The organism is Streptomyces paludis (assembly GCF_003344965.1).
In the GTDB taxonomy this organism is placed as follows: domain Bacteria; phylum Actinomycetota; class Actinomycetes; order Streptomycetales; family Streptomycetaceae; genus Streptomyces; species Streptomyces paludis.
The window spans coordinates 3,175,282-3,190,934 of record NZ_CP031194.1; the positions used below are offsets into that span (position 1 = coordinate 3,175,282).

A 15,653-nucleotide genomic window follows, 5' to 3' on the forward strand; every position below is an offset into this window, starting at 1 on the left:
CGCCCACCCTCTTCCCTCAGGTTTCGTACGGAAGTGCCGCGCGGCGACTGCCGGCACGGCGCCGAGCGCCGACAACCTCGCATGAGGGATGAAGATATGAATAAACGACAAGCCGACCAAAGTGACCAATCACCACTCTGGGTGAATCATTGCCCTATTTGCCCCAAAAGTCATGTCTCATTCTTTACTCTGCATTACGATCCATTTACTGAGAGTTGAGATACCGCATCCCGCCACTGCACGCCGTGACCCACGGCCGCGACCCGCGTTCCGCGACCGCGCTGCCCCGGAGGAGACGGGAACCATGACTGCTGATGTCCCCACTCGCACCACTCCCACCGTCCACAAACCCCCCGGACCACCGCCCGGTGGCCGCAGGTTCCGGATCGCCGGGGCCGACCTGTCCGCGTCCGTCTGCGTCTTCCTGATCGCCCTGCCGCTCTCGCTGGGCATCGCGCTCGCCACCGGCGCGCCGCTTCAGGCGGGTCTGGTGGCGGCCGCGGTCGGCGGTCTGGTGGTGGGCCGGCTGGGCGGGGCCCCGCTCCAGGTAAGCGGCCCGGCCGCCGGACTCACCGTGGTCACGGCCGATCTGATCCAGCGGTACGGCTGGCGCACCACCTGCGCCATCACCATCTGCGCGGGCCTGGCCCAACTGGGCCTCGCCGCGCTCCGGGTGGCCCGCTCGGCGCTCGCCGTCAGCCCGGCGATCGTGCACGGCATGCTCGCCGGCATCGGCGCCACGATCGCCCTCGCCCAGCTCCATATCGTCCTCGGCGGTACGCCGCAAAGCTCCGCCGTCGCCAACGTACGAGGGCTGCCCGCCCAGTTGGCCAACCCGCATCCGGGCGCGCTCTCGGTCAGCGCCCTGACCGTGGCGGTGCTGCTGCTGTGGCCGCGGATTCCCGGCCGGGCGGGCCGGATCGTCCGCAGGCTGCCGGCGGCCCTCGCCGCCGTGGCGCTCGCGACGGCGGCGGCCGCCCTCGCCGGAATCCGTCTCGAACGCGTCGACCTGCCCTCCTGGAGCAGCCATGCCCTGCCCGAGCTGCCCGAGGGACCGGTGCTCGGACTCCTCGCCGCCGTACTGACCGTCACCCTGGTCGCCAGTGTCGAATCGCTGCTGTCGGCCGTCGCCGTCGACAAACTGACGGCCGCGCGCAAGGACAGCGTCCGGATCCCGCGCGCCCGGCTCGACCGGGAGCTGGCCGGACAGGGCGCGGGCAATGTCGTCTCCGGCGCGCTCGGCGGACTGCCCATCACCGGCGTCGCCGTACGCAGCGCCGCCAATGTCGCGGCGGGAGGCGTCAGCCGGAACTCGACGATGCTGCACGGCCTGTGGATCGCGATCGCGGCGCTGCTGCTGGTGCCCGTCCTCGATCTGATCCCCCTGGCGGCGCTGGCCGCGCTGGTGATGGTGGTCGGCGTCCAGATGGTGAACCTCACCCATGTGCGCAGCGTCCGGCGGAACCGCGAGCTGCTGGTGTACGCGGTGACGCTGACCGCCGTCGTGCTCACCGGCGTACTGGAGGGCGTGCTGATCGGGATCGCCGTGGCGGTCGCGGTGTCGCTGCACCGGCTGACCAGGACGCGGATCACCCTGGAGGAGAAGGAAGGGGTGCATCATGTCCGCGCCCGGGGGCAGTTGACGTTCCTCGCCGTGCCCAGGCTCAGCCGGCTGCTGCACCAGGTGCCGCGCGGCGCGGCCAGTGTGGTGGAGCTGGACGGGTCCTTCATGGACCACGCGGCGCACGAGGCGCTGCACGACTGGCGGACCGCGCATGTCGCACAGGGCGGTACGGCCGAGTTCACCGGCCGGGCCGGCCGCCGTATCACCGAACCGGTCGCCGCCGAGGCCCACGCCTGTTGCCGGCCCTGGACACCCTGGCGCAATCACCACTGCGGCGCGCATACGGACGCGGACCAGCCCCTGGCCGGCGCCTCCGCCATCACCGCCGGCGCCGAGCCCCCCGGCCCGGGGCAGAAGCCCGGACCCGTAGCCACGGACACAGCGGACACAGGCACCACCCCGCCCGCGGTCGCGGGACCGCGAGCCGACGCGCCCCCGGGCACGGCTGCCCGCGCGGACGCCGGAGCCGCTGTCGGCGGGAGCGCCGTTACGGGGGCACGAGCGCCGGCGGCGGGCCGCCCGGCCGGTGGTGGTGGCGGAGCCGGCGGTGCGCTCCGCTCACCGGGCGGCCGGCAACTCGCCAGCGGGCTCAGCTCCTTCCAGCGCCATACGGCCCCCTTCGTCCGCGGCGAGCTGGCGCGGCTGGCCCGCGAGGGCCAGCGCCCCTCGCAGCTCTTCCTCACCTGCGCGGACTCCCGGCTGGTGACGAGCATGATCACGTCCAGCGGTCCGGGCGACCTCTTCACCGTGCGGAACGTGGGCAATCTGGTTCCGCTGCCCGAACCGGCCGGCGCGGACGACTCGGTGGCCGCGGCGATCGAGTACGCCGTGGACGTCCTGCGGGTCGCGTCCATCACCGTCTGCGGCCACTCGGGATGCGGCGCGATGCAGGCCCTGCTGAACACACCCGAGGACGGCGAGGCCCCCCGTACCCCACTGCGACGCTGGCTGCGCCACGGACAGCCCAGCCTGGAGCGCATGAGGAGCCGTCACCACTCCTGGGCCAGGATCTCCGGGCGGCTGCCCGCCGACGCCGTCGAGCAGCTCTGTCTGACCAATGTGGTGCAGCAGCTGGACCACCTCCGGGCCCACGAGGCGGTCGCGCGCCGGCTGGCCGAGGGCACGCTGGAGCTGCACGGCATGTACTTCCATGTGGGCGAGGCCCAGGCGTATCTGCTGGCGGACGGCGTGGGGACCGTCGGCAGCGGCGTGGGCGGGGACGAGGAGGTGTTCAACCGGGTCGCGCCGACCGCCTTCGAGGAGTCACGCGTCTGACCCCGGCCGGTCTGAACCTCTCCCGTACCGCATCCGTGAGAGTGTGTGGCCCCTTCTTTCCGTCCGCTCCGGGAGGGAGGGGTCCCACACAGGTCTACACCAATTCCCCGGATGCGCCCCTTGTCACCCGGGCGCCCGACTGATGAGCTGACCCGGGACACCTAGGACACCCTGGGAAGGGAGAACTCGTGAGCAACGAGAGCCTGGCCAACCTGCTCAAGGAAGAGCGGCGATTCGCACCGCCGGCCGAGCTGGCCGCGCACGCCAATGTCACGGCGGACGCGTACGAGCGGGCCGCGGAGGACAGGCTTGGCTTCTGGGCCGAGCAGGCGAAGCGGCTCACCTGGAGCACCGAGCCGACCGAGACGCTGGACTGGTCGAACCCGCCCTTCGCGAAGTGGTTCGCGGACGGCGAGCTGAACGTCGCCTACAACTGCGTCGACCGGCATGTGGAGGCGGGCAACGGGGACCGCGTCGCGATCCACTTCGAGGGTGAGCCGGGGGACAGCCGTGCCCTCACCTACGCGGAGCTGAAGGACGAGGTGTCGCGGGCCGCCAACGCGCTCACCGAGCTGGGGGTCCGCGCGGGGGACCGTGTCGCCGTCTATCTGCCGATGATCCCCGAGGCCGCGATCGCCATGCTGGCCTGCGCGCGGATCGGGGCCGCGCACTCCGTCGTCTTCGGCGGCTTCTCCGCCGACGCCGTCGCCTCCCGTATCCAGGACGCCGACGCCCGGCTGGTCATCACCGCCGACGGCGGGTACCGGCGCGGGAAGCCCGCCGCGCTCAAGCCGGCCATCGACGCGGCGGTCGCCAAGTGCCCGCAGGTCGAGCATGTTCTCGTGGTGCGCCGGACGGGCCAGGACACCGCGTTCGACGATTCCCGGGACGTGTGGTGGCACGACATCGTCGCCCGGCAGTCCGCCGAGCACACCCCGCAGCCGTTCGGCGCCGAGCACCCGCTCTTCATCCTCTACACCTCGGGGACCACCGGGAAGCCGAAGGGCATCCTGCACACCTCGGGCGGTTATCTCACCCAGGCCGCCTACACCCACCACGCCGTCTTCGACCTCAAGCCCGAGACGGACGTGTACTGGTGTACGGCCGACATCGGCTGGGTGACCGGCCACTCGTACATCGTCTACGGCCCGCTGGCCAACGGCGCGACCCAGGTGATGTACGAGGGCACCCCCGACACCCCGCACCAGGGGCGCTTCTGGGAGATCGTGCAGAAGTACGGGGTGACGATCCTCTACACCGCGCCGACGGCGATCCGTACGTTCATGAAGTGGGGCGACGACATCCCCGCGAAGTTCGATCTCTCCTCCCTGCGGGTGCTGGGCTCGGTCGGCGAGCCGATCAACCCCGAGGCGTGGATCTGGTACCGGGAGCACATCGGCGCCGGCCGGACGCCGATCGTGGACACCTGGTGGCAGACCGAGACCGGCGCCATGATGATCGCCCCGCTGCCCGGTGTGACCGAGACCAAGCCGGGCTCCGCCCAGCGGGCCCTGCCCGGCATCTCCGCGACCGTCGTGGACGACGAGGCCCGCGAGGTGCCCAACGGCGGTGGCGGTTACCTCGTCCTCACCGAGCCCTGGCCGTCCATGCTGCGCACCATCTGGGGCGACGACCAGCGGTTCCTCGACACCTACTGGTCGCGCTTCGAGGGCCAGTACTTCGCCGGGGACGGCGCCAAGAAGGACGACGACGGCGATATCTGGCTGCTCGGCCGGGTCGACGACGTCATGCTCGTCTCCGGCCACAACATCTCCACCACCGAGGTGGAGTCCGCGCTCGTCTCCCACCCCAAGGTCGCCGAGGCCGCCGTCGTCGGCGCCAACGACCCGACGACCGGGCAGGCCATCGTCGCGTTCGTCATCCTGCGCGGTACTGCCAGCGTCGACGACGGTCTGGTGGCCGAGCTGCGCAACCATGTCGGGACCACGCTCGGCCCGATCGCCAAGCCCAAACGGGTCCTGCCGGTCGCGGAGCTGCCCAAGACCCGCTCCGGCAAGATCATGCGCCGGCTGCTGCGGGACGTCGCCGAGAACCGGCAGCTGGGGGATGTCACCACGCTCACGGACTCGTCCGTCATGGACCTGATCCAGACTCAGCTGCCCAGCGCGGCCAGCGAGGACTGAGCCTGCTGCCCGGCTCGGGCGGACGGGCGGGCGGGCCGGGGGGCGAGGCGGCGGGGCGGGCGGGCAGGTGCGGCAGGACCGCGCTCCTCCCCGCGCCCCTCCCCCTCCCCCGCCCGTCCGGGTAGTGTGGGCGACGCGTCAACAACAGAACACGCTTTTCCAGGTGCGCCGGGAAGTCTGGTCGGCAGGTAGTTCGTCATGCCCGCCGAAGAACCGGAGTCGTTCCCGTGCCCGCGCCCACCCCCACCCCGGACCCCCGTCCGAACCCCGTCCCCCCGCGCCGTACGTTCCTCGGGCGGCTCTCCCTCCCCGAGCGGAACTACCTCACCGACGCGCTGCGCACCGAGACCGTCGGCGGAATGCTGCTGCTGGTCGCCGCCGTCGTCGCGCTGCTCTGGGCGAACACCCCGCTGAGCGGCGGCTACGCGTCCGTACGCGACTTCCACATCGGCCCCGCCGCGCTCGGCCTCGATCTCTCCGTACAGCACTGGGCCGCCGACGGGCTGCTCGCCGTCTTCTTCTTCGTCGCGGGGATCGAGCTGAAGCGGGAGCTGGTCGCCGGGGAGCTGCGCGATCCCAAGGCCGCCGCGCTGCCCGTTATCGCCGCGCTCTCCGGGATGGCCGTACCGGCCCTGGTGTACGTGCTGGTCAACACGGTCGGCGGCGGGTCGCTGGACGGCTGGGCCGTGCCCGTGGCGACGGACATCGCCTTCGCGCTCGCCGTCCTCGCCGTCCTGGGTACGTCGCTGCCGTCCGCCCTGCGCGCGTTCCTGCTGACCCTCGCCGTCGTCGACGACCTCTTCGCCATCCTGATCATCGCGGTCTTCTTCACCGGCGATCTGAACTTCCCGGCGCTGGGCGGCGCCGTGGCCGGGCTCGCCGTCTTCCGACTGCTGCTGAGCAAGGGGGTGCGCGGCTGGTACGTATACGTCCCGCTGGCCCTGGTCATCTGGGGGCTGATGTACAACAGCGGGATCCACGCCACCATCGCCGGTGTCGCGATGGGGCTGATGCTGCGCTGCACCAGGAACGAGGGCGAGGAGCGGTCCCCCGGCGAGCACATCGAGCATCTGGTGCGCCCGCTCTCGGCGGGGCTGGCCGTGCCGCTGTTCGCCCTCTTCTCCGCGGGTGTCTCGGTCTCCGGCGGCGCCCTCGGTACGGTCTTCACCCGGCCGGAGACCCTCGGGGTGGTCCTGGGCCTGGTGGTGGGCAAGACGGTCGGCATCTTCGGCGGCACCTGGCTGGCCGCGCGCTTCACCCGGGCCGAGCTGAACGAGGATCTCGCCTGGCCGGACGTCTTCGCGGTCGCCGCGCTCGCCGGCATCGGTTTCACCGTCTCGCTCCTCATCGGCGAGCTGGCGTTCGCGACGGACCAGGGGCTCGCCGACGAGGTGAAGGCCGCGGTGCTGACGGGCTCGGTGATCGCCGCCGTCTTCTCCGGCGTCCTGCTGAAGCTCCGCGTCCGTACGTACCGGGCCCTGTACGAGGAGGAGGAACGCGACGAGGATCGGGACGGTGTCCCCGACGTCTACGAGCAGGACGATCCGGAGTACCACCTGCGCATGGCCGAGCTGTACGAGGCGAAGGCCGCCGAACACCGCAGACTGGCCGCCGAACACGCGGGGGCAACGCGCGCGGACGGCGGCGGTCCGGCATGATCGGCACAACGAGTCCGTAGCCGCGAAGTCCGCGAAGGCCGCGAAATCCGCGACGGAAGAGGGAGTCACCGATGAGCGACACCGGCACGCAGACCGCCGACGCTGTCCGGACCGGCACCATTGTCGGAGTGGGCAACGCCGACCGGAGTATCGGCCAGTTGGTCGCCGCGGCGACCGCCGAGATGTCCGCGCTGGTGCACGACGAGATCGCCCTCGCCAAGGCGGAGGTCCGGCAGGACGTCAAGCGCGGCATCATGGGCAGCGCCGCCGCCGTTATCGCGGGGGTGTTCGCCCTGTTCTCGCTGCCGGTGCTGAGCTTCGCGGCGGCGTACGGCATCCACAATCTGGGCCTCGGGCTCGCCTGGTCGTTCCTGATCGTGGGGGTGGCGTTCCTGCTGCTGGCCGGGGTGCTGATCCTGCTCGCGCTCAGGAAGTTCAAGAAGGTGAAGCCGCCGGAGAAGTCCATCGCCTCGGCCAAGGAGACGGCGGCCATTCTCCAGAACGTGAAGCCCCACCCGCGCGAGACGGGGGAAAGCCTGAAGTCTGTGACACGCTCGACTGTATGACCGCTCCCCCTCCCGGCCCCGGCTTCGACCCCGGCCCCGGGCCCGGCCCGCACCCCGTCGCCTCCGCCGTACGTCTCGACGGCCCCTGGTCACATCGGGACGTGGCGGCCAACGGCGCGCGTTTCCATATCGCCGAAATGGGCGAAGGGCCGCTGGTACTGCTGCTGCACGGCTTCCCGCAGTTCTGGTGGACCTGGCGCCATCAGCTGCCGGCGCTGGCGGAGGCCGGTTATCGCGCGGTGGCCATGGATCTGCGGGGCGTGGGCGGCAGTGACCGTACGCCCAGGGGTTACGACCCGGCCAATCTGGCCCTCGACATCACCGGGGTGGTGCGCTCGCTCGGTGAGCCGGACGCCGCGCTGGTCGGCCATGACCTCGGCGGATATCTCGCCTGGACCGCGGCGGTGATGCGGCCGAAGCTGGTGCGCAGGCTCGCGGTGTCCTCGATGCCACATCCGCGCCGCTGGCGCTCGGCGATGCTCTCCGACTTCTCGCAGAGCCGGGCCGGCTCGTACATCTGGGGGTTCCAGCGGCCCTGGCTGCCGGAGCGTCAGCTCGTCGCGGACGACGCGGCGCTGGTGGGGCGGCTGATCCGGGAGTGGTCGGGGCCGAGGCCGCCGGACGACGCGGCGATCGAGGTCTACCGGCGTGCGATGGCCATCCCGTCCACGGCGCACTGCTCGATCGAGCCGTACCGGTGGATGGTGCGGTCGATGGCCCGGCCCGACGGCATCCAGTTCAACCGGCGGATGAAGCGCCCGGTGCGGGTGCCGACGCTGCAACTGCACGGCTCACTCGATCCGGCGATGCGGACGCGCTCCACGGCGGGATCGGCGGAGTACGTGGAAGCGCCCTACCGCTGGCGGCTGTTCGACGGACTCGGGCACTTCCCGCACGAGGAGGATCCGGCGGCGTTCTCCTCGGAGCTGATCAACTGGCTCAAGGACCCCGAGCCGGACCGTTGAAGACTGACCGCTGATCGTTGAAGACTGACCGCTGATCGTTGAAGGCTGACGTCGGCTGACGGCCCGTGCCGTCGTGATGGGGTCCCTGACCGCCCTGACGACCCGGCATCTCACCCTTTGAACGCTTGTCCTACGAACAGCCAATTGCCGCGCGCATAGGCCAATTGGCCCTCTCTCGGGCGGTTACCGACCATGGGGCACGGGCAAAATTCGCGGTATGGGCTGGATGCACGACTACGGTGACGCCGCACGCAACCGCCGCTCGGCCGCTGTGCCGATCACCCGCAGAAGGGGCGGCCCCGAAGGGGGCCATGATCCCCGGCTCGGTATTCCCCGCATCCTGCGCCGCAGGGCCCGCTGGGTCTCGGCCCGGCTGCGCCACCAACGCGGCTAGGACGGGTGGGAGAAGTCCCGCCCCTCGCGTCACCGCTCCAGCCCGCTGCCGCCGCTACAGGGCGCACGCCTGCGTGTCGACCTGCTGGTTGGCGGTCCGGCCGAGCGTGATGTCCTCGCTGATCTCATCGACCGTCAGGGCGTAGCCGGTCTGCTCGTCGTCGAGCGACCTGGCGAAGATGACCCCGTAGACCTCGCCCGTGGGGGTGAGGAGCGGACCGCCGGAGTTGCCCTGGCGTACGGTCGCGTAAAGCGAGTAGACGCCTCGGCGCACCTCGCCGCGGCGGTAGATGTCCGGCCCGTTGGCCTCGATACGGCCGCGGACGCGCGCGGAGCGCACGTCGTACGCGCCGTTCTCCGGGAAGCCCGCGACGATCGCGCCGTCGTTGATCTTCGCTTCCCGGTCGCTGAAGCGGAGCGGCTTCGCCGGCAGGTCGGGAACGTCCAGTACGGCGATGTCGCGCCGCCAGTCGTAGAGGACGACCTTCGCGTCGTAGAGCCTGCCCTCGCCGCCTATCTGGACCGTGGGCTCCTCCACGCCACCGACCACGTGCGCGTTGGTCATCACACGGCCGTCGGCGAAGACGAAGCCGGAGCCTTCGAGGACCTTGCCGCAGCTGGGCGCCGTACCGACGACCTTGACGATGGAACTCTTGGCGCGGGCCGCCACGCCGCTGCCCGCGAGCGCCGGGTCGGGCGGCCTGACGTCGGGGATGTTCTCGTTGACGAACGGGTTGAAGACCTGGGGGAAGCCGTTCTGCGCGAGGACGGAGGAGAAGTCCGTGAACCAGGTCGACGCGTCGGACGGCATCACCTCGGAGATCTCGCGCATCACCTTCGAGCCGCGGACCTCCTTGCCGAGCGTCGGCAGCGAGGTGCCCGCGAGGGCGGAGCCGATCAGCCACGCGACCAGCAGCATGGCCACGACATTGACCAGCGCGCCGCCGCCCGCGTCGAGCGCGCGGGCGGGCTGCCAGGTGATGTGGTTGCGGAGCCGGTTGCCGAGGTGGGTGGTGAACGCCTGGCCCACGGAGGCGCAGACGATCACTATGACGACCGCGATGACCGCGGCGGTGGTGGAGACCTCGGCGTCCGAGGTGAGCTTCGCCCACACCACCGGAAGGAGGTAGACGGCGACGAGACCGCCGCCGAGGAAGCCGATCACCGAGAGGACGCCGACGACAAAGCCCTGGCGGTATCCGATGACGGCGAACCAGACGGCGGCGAGCAGCAGCAGGATGTCCAGCACGTTCACCGTCAGTAGCCTCGCTTGCTCGCAGATACGTCTCCGGTCCCCCGGGCTCCGGTCCCCCGGGAGGGGTGGCGGCGGCCGGGTGGCCGCCAGGGGCACAGCACGTGGGTCAGCCTGTCACGCGCACCTGTCAGGCGCGCCAGTCCAGCGGAACCAGCCGGGAGGAGTCCCACGGCCGTTCCCAGCCCGCGAAGTGCAGGATGCGGTCGATGACCCCGGCCGTGAATCCCCAGACCAGGGCGGACTCGACCAGAAACGCCGGGCCCTGGTGGCCGCTGGGGTGGCGGGCCGTCGCCCGGTTGGCCGGGTCCGTGAGATCCGCCACGGGGACGGTGAAGACACGGGCGGTCTCGGCGGGATCCACGGCGTCGACCGGTGTGGGGCGGTGCCACCAGCCGAGGACGGGCGTCACCACGAAGCCGCTCACCGGGATGTAGAGGCGGGGCAGCACACCGAAGAGCTGGACGCCGGACGGATCGAGTCCGGTCTCCTCCTCGGCCTCCCGCAGCGCGGCCCGCAGCGGGCCCGTGGTCGCCGGGTCGCCGTCCTCGGGGTCGAGGGCGCCGCCGGGAAAGGCGGGCTGTCCCGGATGCGAGCGCAGACTGCCCGCCCGCTCCATGAGCAGCAGCTCGGGCCCTCCGCCGCTCTCGCCGAAGAGGATGAGCACGGCGGACTGGCGTCCGTGACCGCTCGCGGGCGGCAGGAAGCGGCTGAGCTGCTCCGGCGCGACCGTCTCGGCCGCCCGGACGACGGGCGCGAGCCAGTCCGGCAGCCCGTCGGTGGTGACGGTGATCCCGGTCATCGGACCACCGTAGGTCTCTTCAGCGTGCGTCATGGGCAACCCCCGTCGTAACAACGCCTGCCGTCGGCCGGATCGTTCCGCCGCCGGTGTCCCGCCCGCCTCCGCCTCCTCCTTCTCCCCGTCGCCCCCGCTCGCTCTCCGTCGCTCGTGTCCTCATACGGTCCGGTCCGCCCCGGCTACTCAGCCCGGGCCGGGGCGGGCCTGCCCGGATAGCCGGCGGGCGGGTTGAGCCGCTGGCCGGGCTGGCCGCCCATCTCGTACTTGAGGAGTTTGCGGGCCTTCTCCGGGTCGGTCTCGCCCTCTCCGTAGGAAGGGCACAGATGCGCGATCGGGCAGGCGCCGCAGGCCGGTTTACGGGAGTGGCAGACCCGGCGGCCGTGGAAGATCACCCGGTGGGAGAGCATCGTCCACTCGCTTCTGGGGAAGATCTCCGCGATCTCGGCCTCCACCTTCTCCGGGTCCTCCTGCTCGGTCCACCGCCAGCGGCGGACCAGCCGGCCGAAGTGGGTGTCGACGGTCAGGCCGGGAACGCCGAAGGCGTTGCCGAGCACGACGTTGGCCGTCTTGCGGCCGACGCCGGGGAGCGTCACGAGGTCGTCGAGCCGTCCGGGGACCTCGCCGCCGAAGCGGTCGCGCAGGGCGGTGGACAGGCCGATGAGGGACTTCGTCTTGGCGCGGAAGAAGCCGGTGGGCCGGATCAGCTCCTCCATCTCCTCCGGCGCGGCCGCGGCCATGTCCTCGGGGGTCGGGTACTTCGCGAAGAGGGCGGGCGTGGTCTGGTTGACCCGGAGGTCGGTGGTCTGGGCGGAGAGGACCGTCGCCACCAGCAGTTCGAACGGATTGCGGAAGTCCAGCTCCGGATGGGCGTACGGATAGACCTCCGCCAGCTCGCGGTTCGTGCGGCGGGCCCGGCGGACCATGGCGAGCCGCGACTCGGGCGCGGCCGGCTTGACGGGCTCGGCGCGCTTGGCGGGCTCGGCAGACCTGGCGGCGGGCCCGGCGGGTTCGGCGCGCTTGACCTTTGCCCCTTTTGCGGCTTTTTTCGGTTTCACTGAAGGCTGTTCGCCCACAGCGGAATTACGCTCCACGGACACTCTCCCAGCCCCCTTCGGCCTGCGCTGACACCGGCGAGTTGAACACCCGGCCAGCGTAGAGCCCGGCACTGACATCCGCCCCGGCCATGGCCGATCACCACCCGAATCGGCCCCCCTGGCACGGATGGGCACGCCCGTACGTCAAACTTGTGATTGATCGCACGGTTTCGAACAGCCAAAATTCGGCGGAGTGCGAGAAAGCCCGGCGATGCCAAGCCACCCGAGAAGAAGCGGCACGTACGGCATCATGGGGACCACGGTTCCTGAGCAGGTGGGGACCCCCCGGTCCCCTGAGCAGGTCGACAAGGAGAGAACACGTGGACGACGTTCTGCGGCGTGCCCCGCTCTTCGCGGCGCTCGATGACGAGCAGGCGGCAGAGCTGCGCGCCTCGATGAGTGAAGCGACGCTCGCGCGCGGTGACGCGCTCTTCCACGAGGGCGACCCGGGCGACCGGCTCTATGTGGTCACCGAGGGCAAGGTCAAGCTCCACCGCACCTCCCCCGACGGCCGCGAGAACATGCTGGCCGTGCTCGGCCCCGGCGAGCTGATCGGCGAGCTGTCGCTCTTCGACCCCGGTCCGCGCACCGCGACCGCCACGGCGCTGACCGAGGTCAAGCTCCTCGGCCTGGGCCACGGCGACCTCCAGCCCTGGCTGAACGCGCGCCCGGAGGTGGCCACGGCCCTGCTGCGCGCCGTCGCCCGCCGGCTGCGCAAGACGAACGACCAGATGTCCGACCTGGTCTTCTCCGATGTGCCCGGCCGGGTGGCCCGCGCCCTCCTCGACCTGTCGCGCCGTTTCGGTGTGCAGTCGGAGGAAGGCATCCACGTGGTCCACGACCTGACCCAGGAGGAGCTGGCCCAACTGGTCGGCGCCTCCCGCGAGACGGTCAACAAGGCCCTCGCCGACTTCGCCCAGCGCGGCTGGCTCCGCCTTGAGGCGCGTGCCGTGATCCTGCTGGACGTGGAGCGCCTCGCGAAGCGCTCGCGCTGACCGCGCCACCAGCGCGCCACCGTAAAAGCTGTTTGTACGTTTTCGAAGGGCCCCGCCTCCGCGTTCCGGAGGCGGGGCCCTTCGGCGCGTCCGGGGCGCGGAGGCGGGGGCCGGCCGTCCGCGACGGCGAGCGTTGTCAGTGGGTCGGGCTACCGTACGAGCACGGACAGTGACCGGCCGCCGGTCAGATCAGTCCGTGGTCGCGCAGATACTCCAGCTGCGCGCGTACGGAGAGTTCGGCGGCCGGCCAGAGGGACCGGTCCACGTCGGCGTAGACGTGGGCCACGACGTCGGAAGGTGTGCGATGGCCGTTCTCCACAGCCGTCTCGATCTGGGCGAGCCGGCCGGCGCGGTGCGCCAGATAGAACTCGACCGCGCCCTGGGCGTCGTCGAGCACCGGACCGTGCCCGGGCAGCACAGTGTGGACTCCGTCGTCGACGGTGAGGGAGCGGAGTCTGCGCAGGGAGTCGAGATAGTCGCCGAGCCGGCCGTCCGGGTGCGCGACGAGCGTCGTCCCGCGGCCGAGGACGGTATCGCCGGTGAGCACGGCGCGATCGGCCGGGAGGTGGAAGCAGAGCGAGTCGGAGGTGTGCCCCGGGGTCGGTACGACCCGCAGCTCCAGGCCGCCGGTGGTGATGACGTCCCCGCCGGCCAGCCCCTCGTCACCGAGCCGCAGGGCCGGGTCCAGGGCCCGTACGGGGGTGTTGGTCAGCGCCGCGAAGCGGGCCGCGCCCTCCGCGTGGTCCGGGTGGCCGTGGGTGAGGAGGGTCAGCGCGATCCGCTTCCCCGCCCGCGCGGCCGTGTCGACGACCGCCTTCAGGTGGCCTTCGTCGAGCGGCCCTGGGTCGATGACGACCGCCAGTGCGGAGTCGGGCTCCGAGACGATCCAGGTGTTGGTGCCGTCCAGGGTCATCGCGGAGGCGTTGGGCGCGAGGACGTTGACGGCGCGGGCGGTGGCGGCGCCGGACAGCACACCGCCGCGCGGCTGGCCGGGAAGGGCGGCGGCTTCGGTCATCGGGGGCCTCCGGTCGGGCTGCTCTGCTCACTCGTACGGCCGGGGTCGGCGGTGGCGGTCCGGTCCGGCGGGGCGGTGCGGTCTGTCGGGGCGATGGAGTCCGGCGGGACGGTCCGGTCTGCGGGGACGGTCCGGTCCGCCGGGGCGATCCGCTTTGTGAACTCGTCGTGTCCGGGCCAGCTCAGCACCAGCTCCCCGTCCGTCAGCCGCGCCCTGGCCAGTACGGGCGCCATATCGCGGTCGGCCGCCCCGGCGAGCGCCTCTGCGGCCGTGCCGTACGGCTGGAGCTGACGCAGTGTCGAGACGGTCGGCGGCATCATCAGCAGCTCGCCCCTGTCGTACGCCGCGATGGCCTCGCCCGGGCCGATCCAGACCGTACGGTCGGCCTCCGTGGAGGCGTTCCGGGCGCGCTGTCCGGGTGGGAGCACCGCGACGAAGAACCAGGTGTCGTAGCGGCGCGCCTCGAACTCCGGTGTGATCCAGCGGGCCCAGGCGGCCAGCAGATCGCTGCGCAGGACCAGCCCGCGCCGGTCCAGGAAGTCCGCGAAGGACAGCTCGCGGTCGACCAGGGCCGTACGGTCGGCCTCCCAGTCGGCGCCGGTCGTGTCGGCCACGACCGTACCGGCGCTGCCGCCCGCGAGCAGGACGCCGGTCTCCTCGTACGTCTCGCGTACCGTCGCGCAGACGATGGCCTGCGCGGCGGCGGTGTCGACACCGAGCCGCCGTGCCCAGGCGTCGCGGGCCGGGCCGGCCCAGCCGATGGGCCGGTCGTCGTCGCGGGGATCGACCCCGCCGCCGGGGTAGACATAGGCGCCGGCGGCGAAGGCCATGGAGGCCCGGCGCCGCAGCATGTGGACGGCGAGGCCGGTGGGACCGGTGTTCTCTCCGGCGGGACCGCCGTCGGGCTCAGGGGCGGTCGCACCCGCGGGGCCGGTCTCGCCCGGGGCCGGGGAGCCGCCCGTACGGTCGCGCAGGAGCATCACGGTCGCCGCCCGTCGCGGGGCCACGGGCGTCAGCTCACCGGCGGCGAGAGCGCGGATCCGCTCGGGCCATTCGGGCGGGTACCACTGACCATTGGGCATGGCCGGATGCTATGCGCTGGGGCGGCGATGTTCGAGGGCACATGCGGCCTCGCCGCCGACGCGATTGCCCCGGCCCGGGGCGGCCCGACCGGCCCGGGCGGCGCGCGTGCCGCCCGGCGTCCCGGTCGTCGGTCAGTCGTTGACCGTCGTCGGTCAGTCGTCGGTCAGTTCGACCTGGATCTCGACCTCGACCGGCGCGTCCAGCGGCAGCACCGCCACACCGACGGCGCTGCGCGCGTGCAGCCCCTTGTCGCCCAGGACCTGGCCGAGCAGCTCGCTCGCGCCGTTGATGACGCCCGGCTGCCCGGTGAAGTCGGCGGCCGAGGCGACAAAGCCGGTGACCTTGACCACGCGCGCGATCCGGTCCAGATCGCCGACGACCGACTTCACGGCGGCCAGGGCGTTCAGCGCGCAGACACGCGCCAGCTCCTTGCCCTCCTCCGCGGTGACCTCGGCACCGACCTTGCCGGTGACCGGAAGCTTGCCGTCCACCATCGGGACCTGGCCCGAGGTGTAGACATACGCCCCGGACCGTACGGCCGGCTGGTACGCGGCCAGCGGCGGTACGACCTTGGGCAGCGTCAGGCCCAGTTCGGCGAGCGCTGCCTCGACTGCTCCGCTCATGCGCCCTTCTCCCGCTTCAGATAGGCGACGAGCTGCTCCGGGTTGTTCGGCCCGGGCACGACCTGGACCAGCTCCCAGCCGTCCTCGCCCCAGGTATCCAGAATCTGCTTGGTCGCGTGCACGAGAAGAGGCACGGTCGCGTACTCCCACTTGGTCATGGATCGACT

Annotated in this window: 14 protein-coding genes; 7 read left to right on the forward strand and 7 right to left on the reverse strand. The window is 71.7% G+C overall.

The annotated features are described in order from the left end of the window. Positions 1–304 precede the first annotated feature (304 nt). The 6 genes from DVK44_RS13965 to DVK44_RS36725 all read left to right on the forward strand — a co-directional run bounded on the left by DVK44_RS13965 (position 305) and on the right by DVK44_RS36725 (position 8,626). Positions 305–2,899, forward strand: a complete 2,595-nt coding sequence (locus tag DVK44_RS13965; protein WP_114659976.1) for a bifunctional SulP family inorganic anion transporter/carbonic anhydrase — start codon at positions 305–307, stop codon at positions 2,897–2,899. A 188-nt stretch (positions 2,900–3,087) separates the two neighbouring features. Then, the gene (gene acs, locus DVK44_RS13970) at positions 3,088–5,043 is read left to right on the forward strand and encodes an acetate--CoA ligase (protein ID WP_114659977.1); all 1,956 of its coding nucleotides are present in this window, start codon (positions 3,088–3,090) and stop codon (positions 5,041–5,043) included. Between the two features lie 227 nt (positions 5,044–5,270). Further along, the gene (nhaA, locus tag DVK44_RS13975; protein ID WP_114659978.1) at positions 5,271–6,701 is read left to right on the forward strand and encodes a Na+/H+ antiporter NhaA; all 1,431 of its coding nucleotides are present in this window, start codon (positions 5,271–5,273) and stop codon (positions 6,699–6,701) included. 71 nt (positions 6,702–6,772) lie between these two features. After that, positions 6,773–7,267, forward strand: coding sequence for a phage holin family protein (locus DVK44_RS13980; RefSeq protein WP_114659979.1), 495 nt, complete (start codon positions 6,773–6,775; stop codon positions 7,265–7,267). Continuing rightward, complete coding sequence (locus tag DVK44_RS13985; protein ID WP_228447133.1) at positions 7,264–8,232, forward strand: alpha/beta fold hydrolase; 969 nt, start codon at positions 7,264–7,266, stop codon at positions 8,230–8,232. The genes DVK44_RS13980 and DVK44_RS13985 overlap by 4 nt, the downstream gene beginning before the upstream one ends. A 217-nt stretch (positions 8,233–8,449) precedes the next feature. Continuing rightward, positions 8,450–8,626: a hypothetical protein gene (locus DVK44_RS36725; protein ID WP_181957456.1), complete on the forward strand. Its 177-nt coding sequence runs from the start codon at positions 8,450–8,452 to the stop codon at positions 8,624–8,626. A gap of 54 nt (positions 8,627–8,680) precedes the next feature. Here the strand turns inward: DVK44_RS36725 and DVK44_RS13990 are convergent, their stop codons facing one another. The 3 genes from DVK44_RS13990 to nth form a co-directional block, all read right to left on the reverse strand. Continuing rightward, complete coding sequence (locus DVK44_RS13990; protein WP_114659980.1) at positions 8,681–9,880, reverse strand: MarP family serine protease; 1,200 nt, start codon at positions 9,878–9,880, stop codon at positions 8,681–8,683. A gap of 127 nt (positions 9,881–10,007) precedes the next feature. After that, the gene (locus DVK44_RS13995) at positions 10,008–10,712 is read right to left on the reverse strand and encodes an NUDIX hydrolase (RefSeq protein ID WP_114659981.1); all 705 of its coding nucleotides are present in this window, start codon (positions 10,710–10,712) and stop codon (positions 10,008–10,010) included. Between the two features lie 143 nt (positions 10,713–10,855). Beyond that, positions 10,856–11,749 (reverse strand): endonuclease III, encoded by an 894-nt coding sequence (gene nth, locus DVK44_RS14000; protein WP_408055397.1) that lies wholly within the window; start codon positions 11,747–11,749, stop codon positions 10,856–10,858. 341 nt (positions 11,750–12,090) lie between these two features. Here nth and DVK44_RS14005 point away from each other — a divergent pair, with 341 nt between their 5' ends. Further along, positions 12,091–12,765 (forward strand): Crp/Fnr family transcriptional regulator, encoded by a 675-nt coding sequence (locus tag DVK44_RS14005; protein ID WP_015034542.1) that lies wholly within the window; start codon positions 12,091–12,093, stop codon positions 12,763–12,765. A 184-nt stretch (positions 12,766–12,949) separates the two neighbouring features. Here the strand turns inward: DVK44_RS14005 and DVK44_RS14010 are convergent, their stop codons facing one another. From DVK44_RS14010 to DVK44_RS14025, 4 genes are all read right to left on the reverse strand, one after another. After that, a complete protein-coding gene (locus tag DVK44_RS14010; protein ID WP_114659983.1) occupies positions 12,950–13,780 on the reverse strand; it encodes an MBL fold metallo-hydrolase in 831 nt (276 codons plus the stop codon). Then, positions 13,777–14,862 (reverse strand): NUDIX hydrolase, encoded by a 1,086-nt coding sequence (locus DVK44_RS14015; protein ID WP_228447135.1) that lies wholly within the window; start codon positions 14,860–14,862, stop codon positions 13,777–13,779. Before DVK44_RS14015 ends, DVK44_RS14010 begins: the two co-directional genes overlap by 4 nt. 153 nt (positions 14,863–15,015) lie before the next feature. Then, positions 15,016–15,486 carry a RidA family protein gene (locus tag DVK44_RS14020; RefSeq protein ID WP_114659984.1) on the reverse strand — a complete coding sequence of 157 codons (471 nt, stop codon included), beginning with the start codon at positions 15,484–15,486 and terminating at the stop codon, positions 15,016–15,018. Next, the gene (locus DVK44_RS14025) at positions 15,483–15,644 is read right to left on the reverse strand and encodes a DUF4177 domain-containing protein (RefSeq protein ID WP_106965770.1); all 162 of its coding nucleotides are present in this window, start codon (positions 15,642–15,644) and stop codon (positions 15,483–15,485) included. Before DVK44_RS14025 ends, DVK44_RS14020 begins: the two co-directional genes overlap by 4 nt. Positions 15,645–15,653 lie beyond the last annotated feature (9 nt).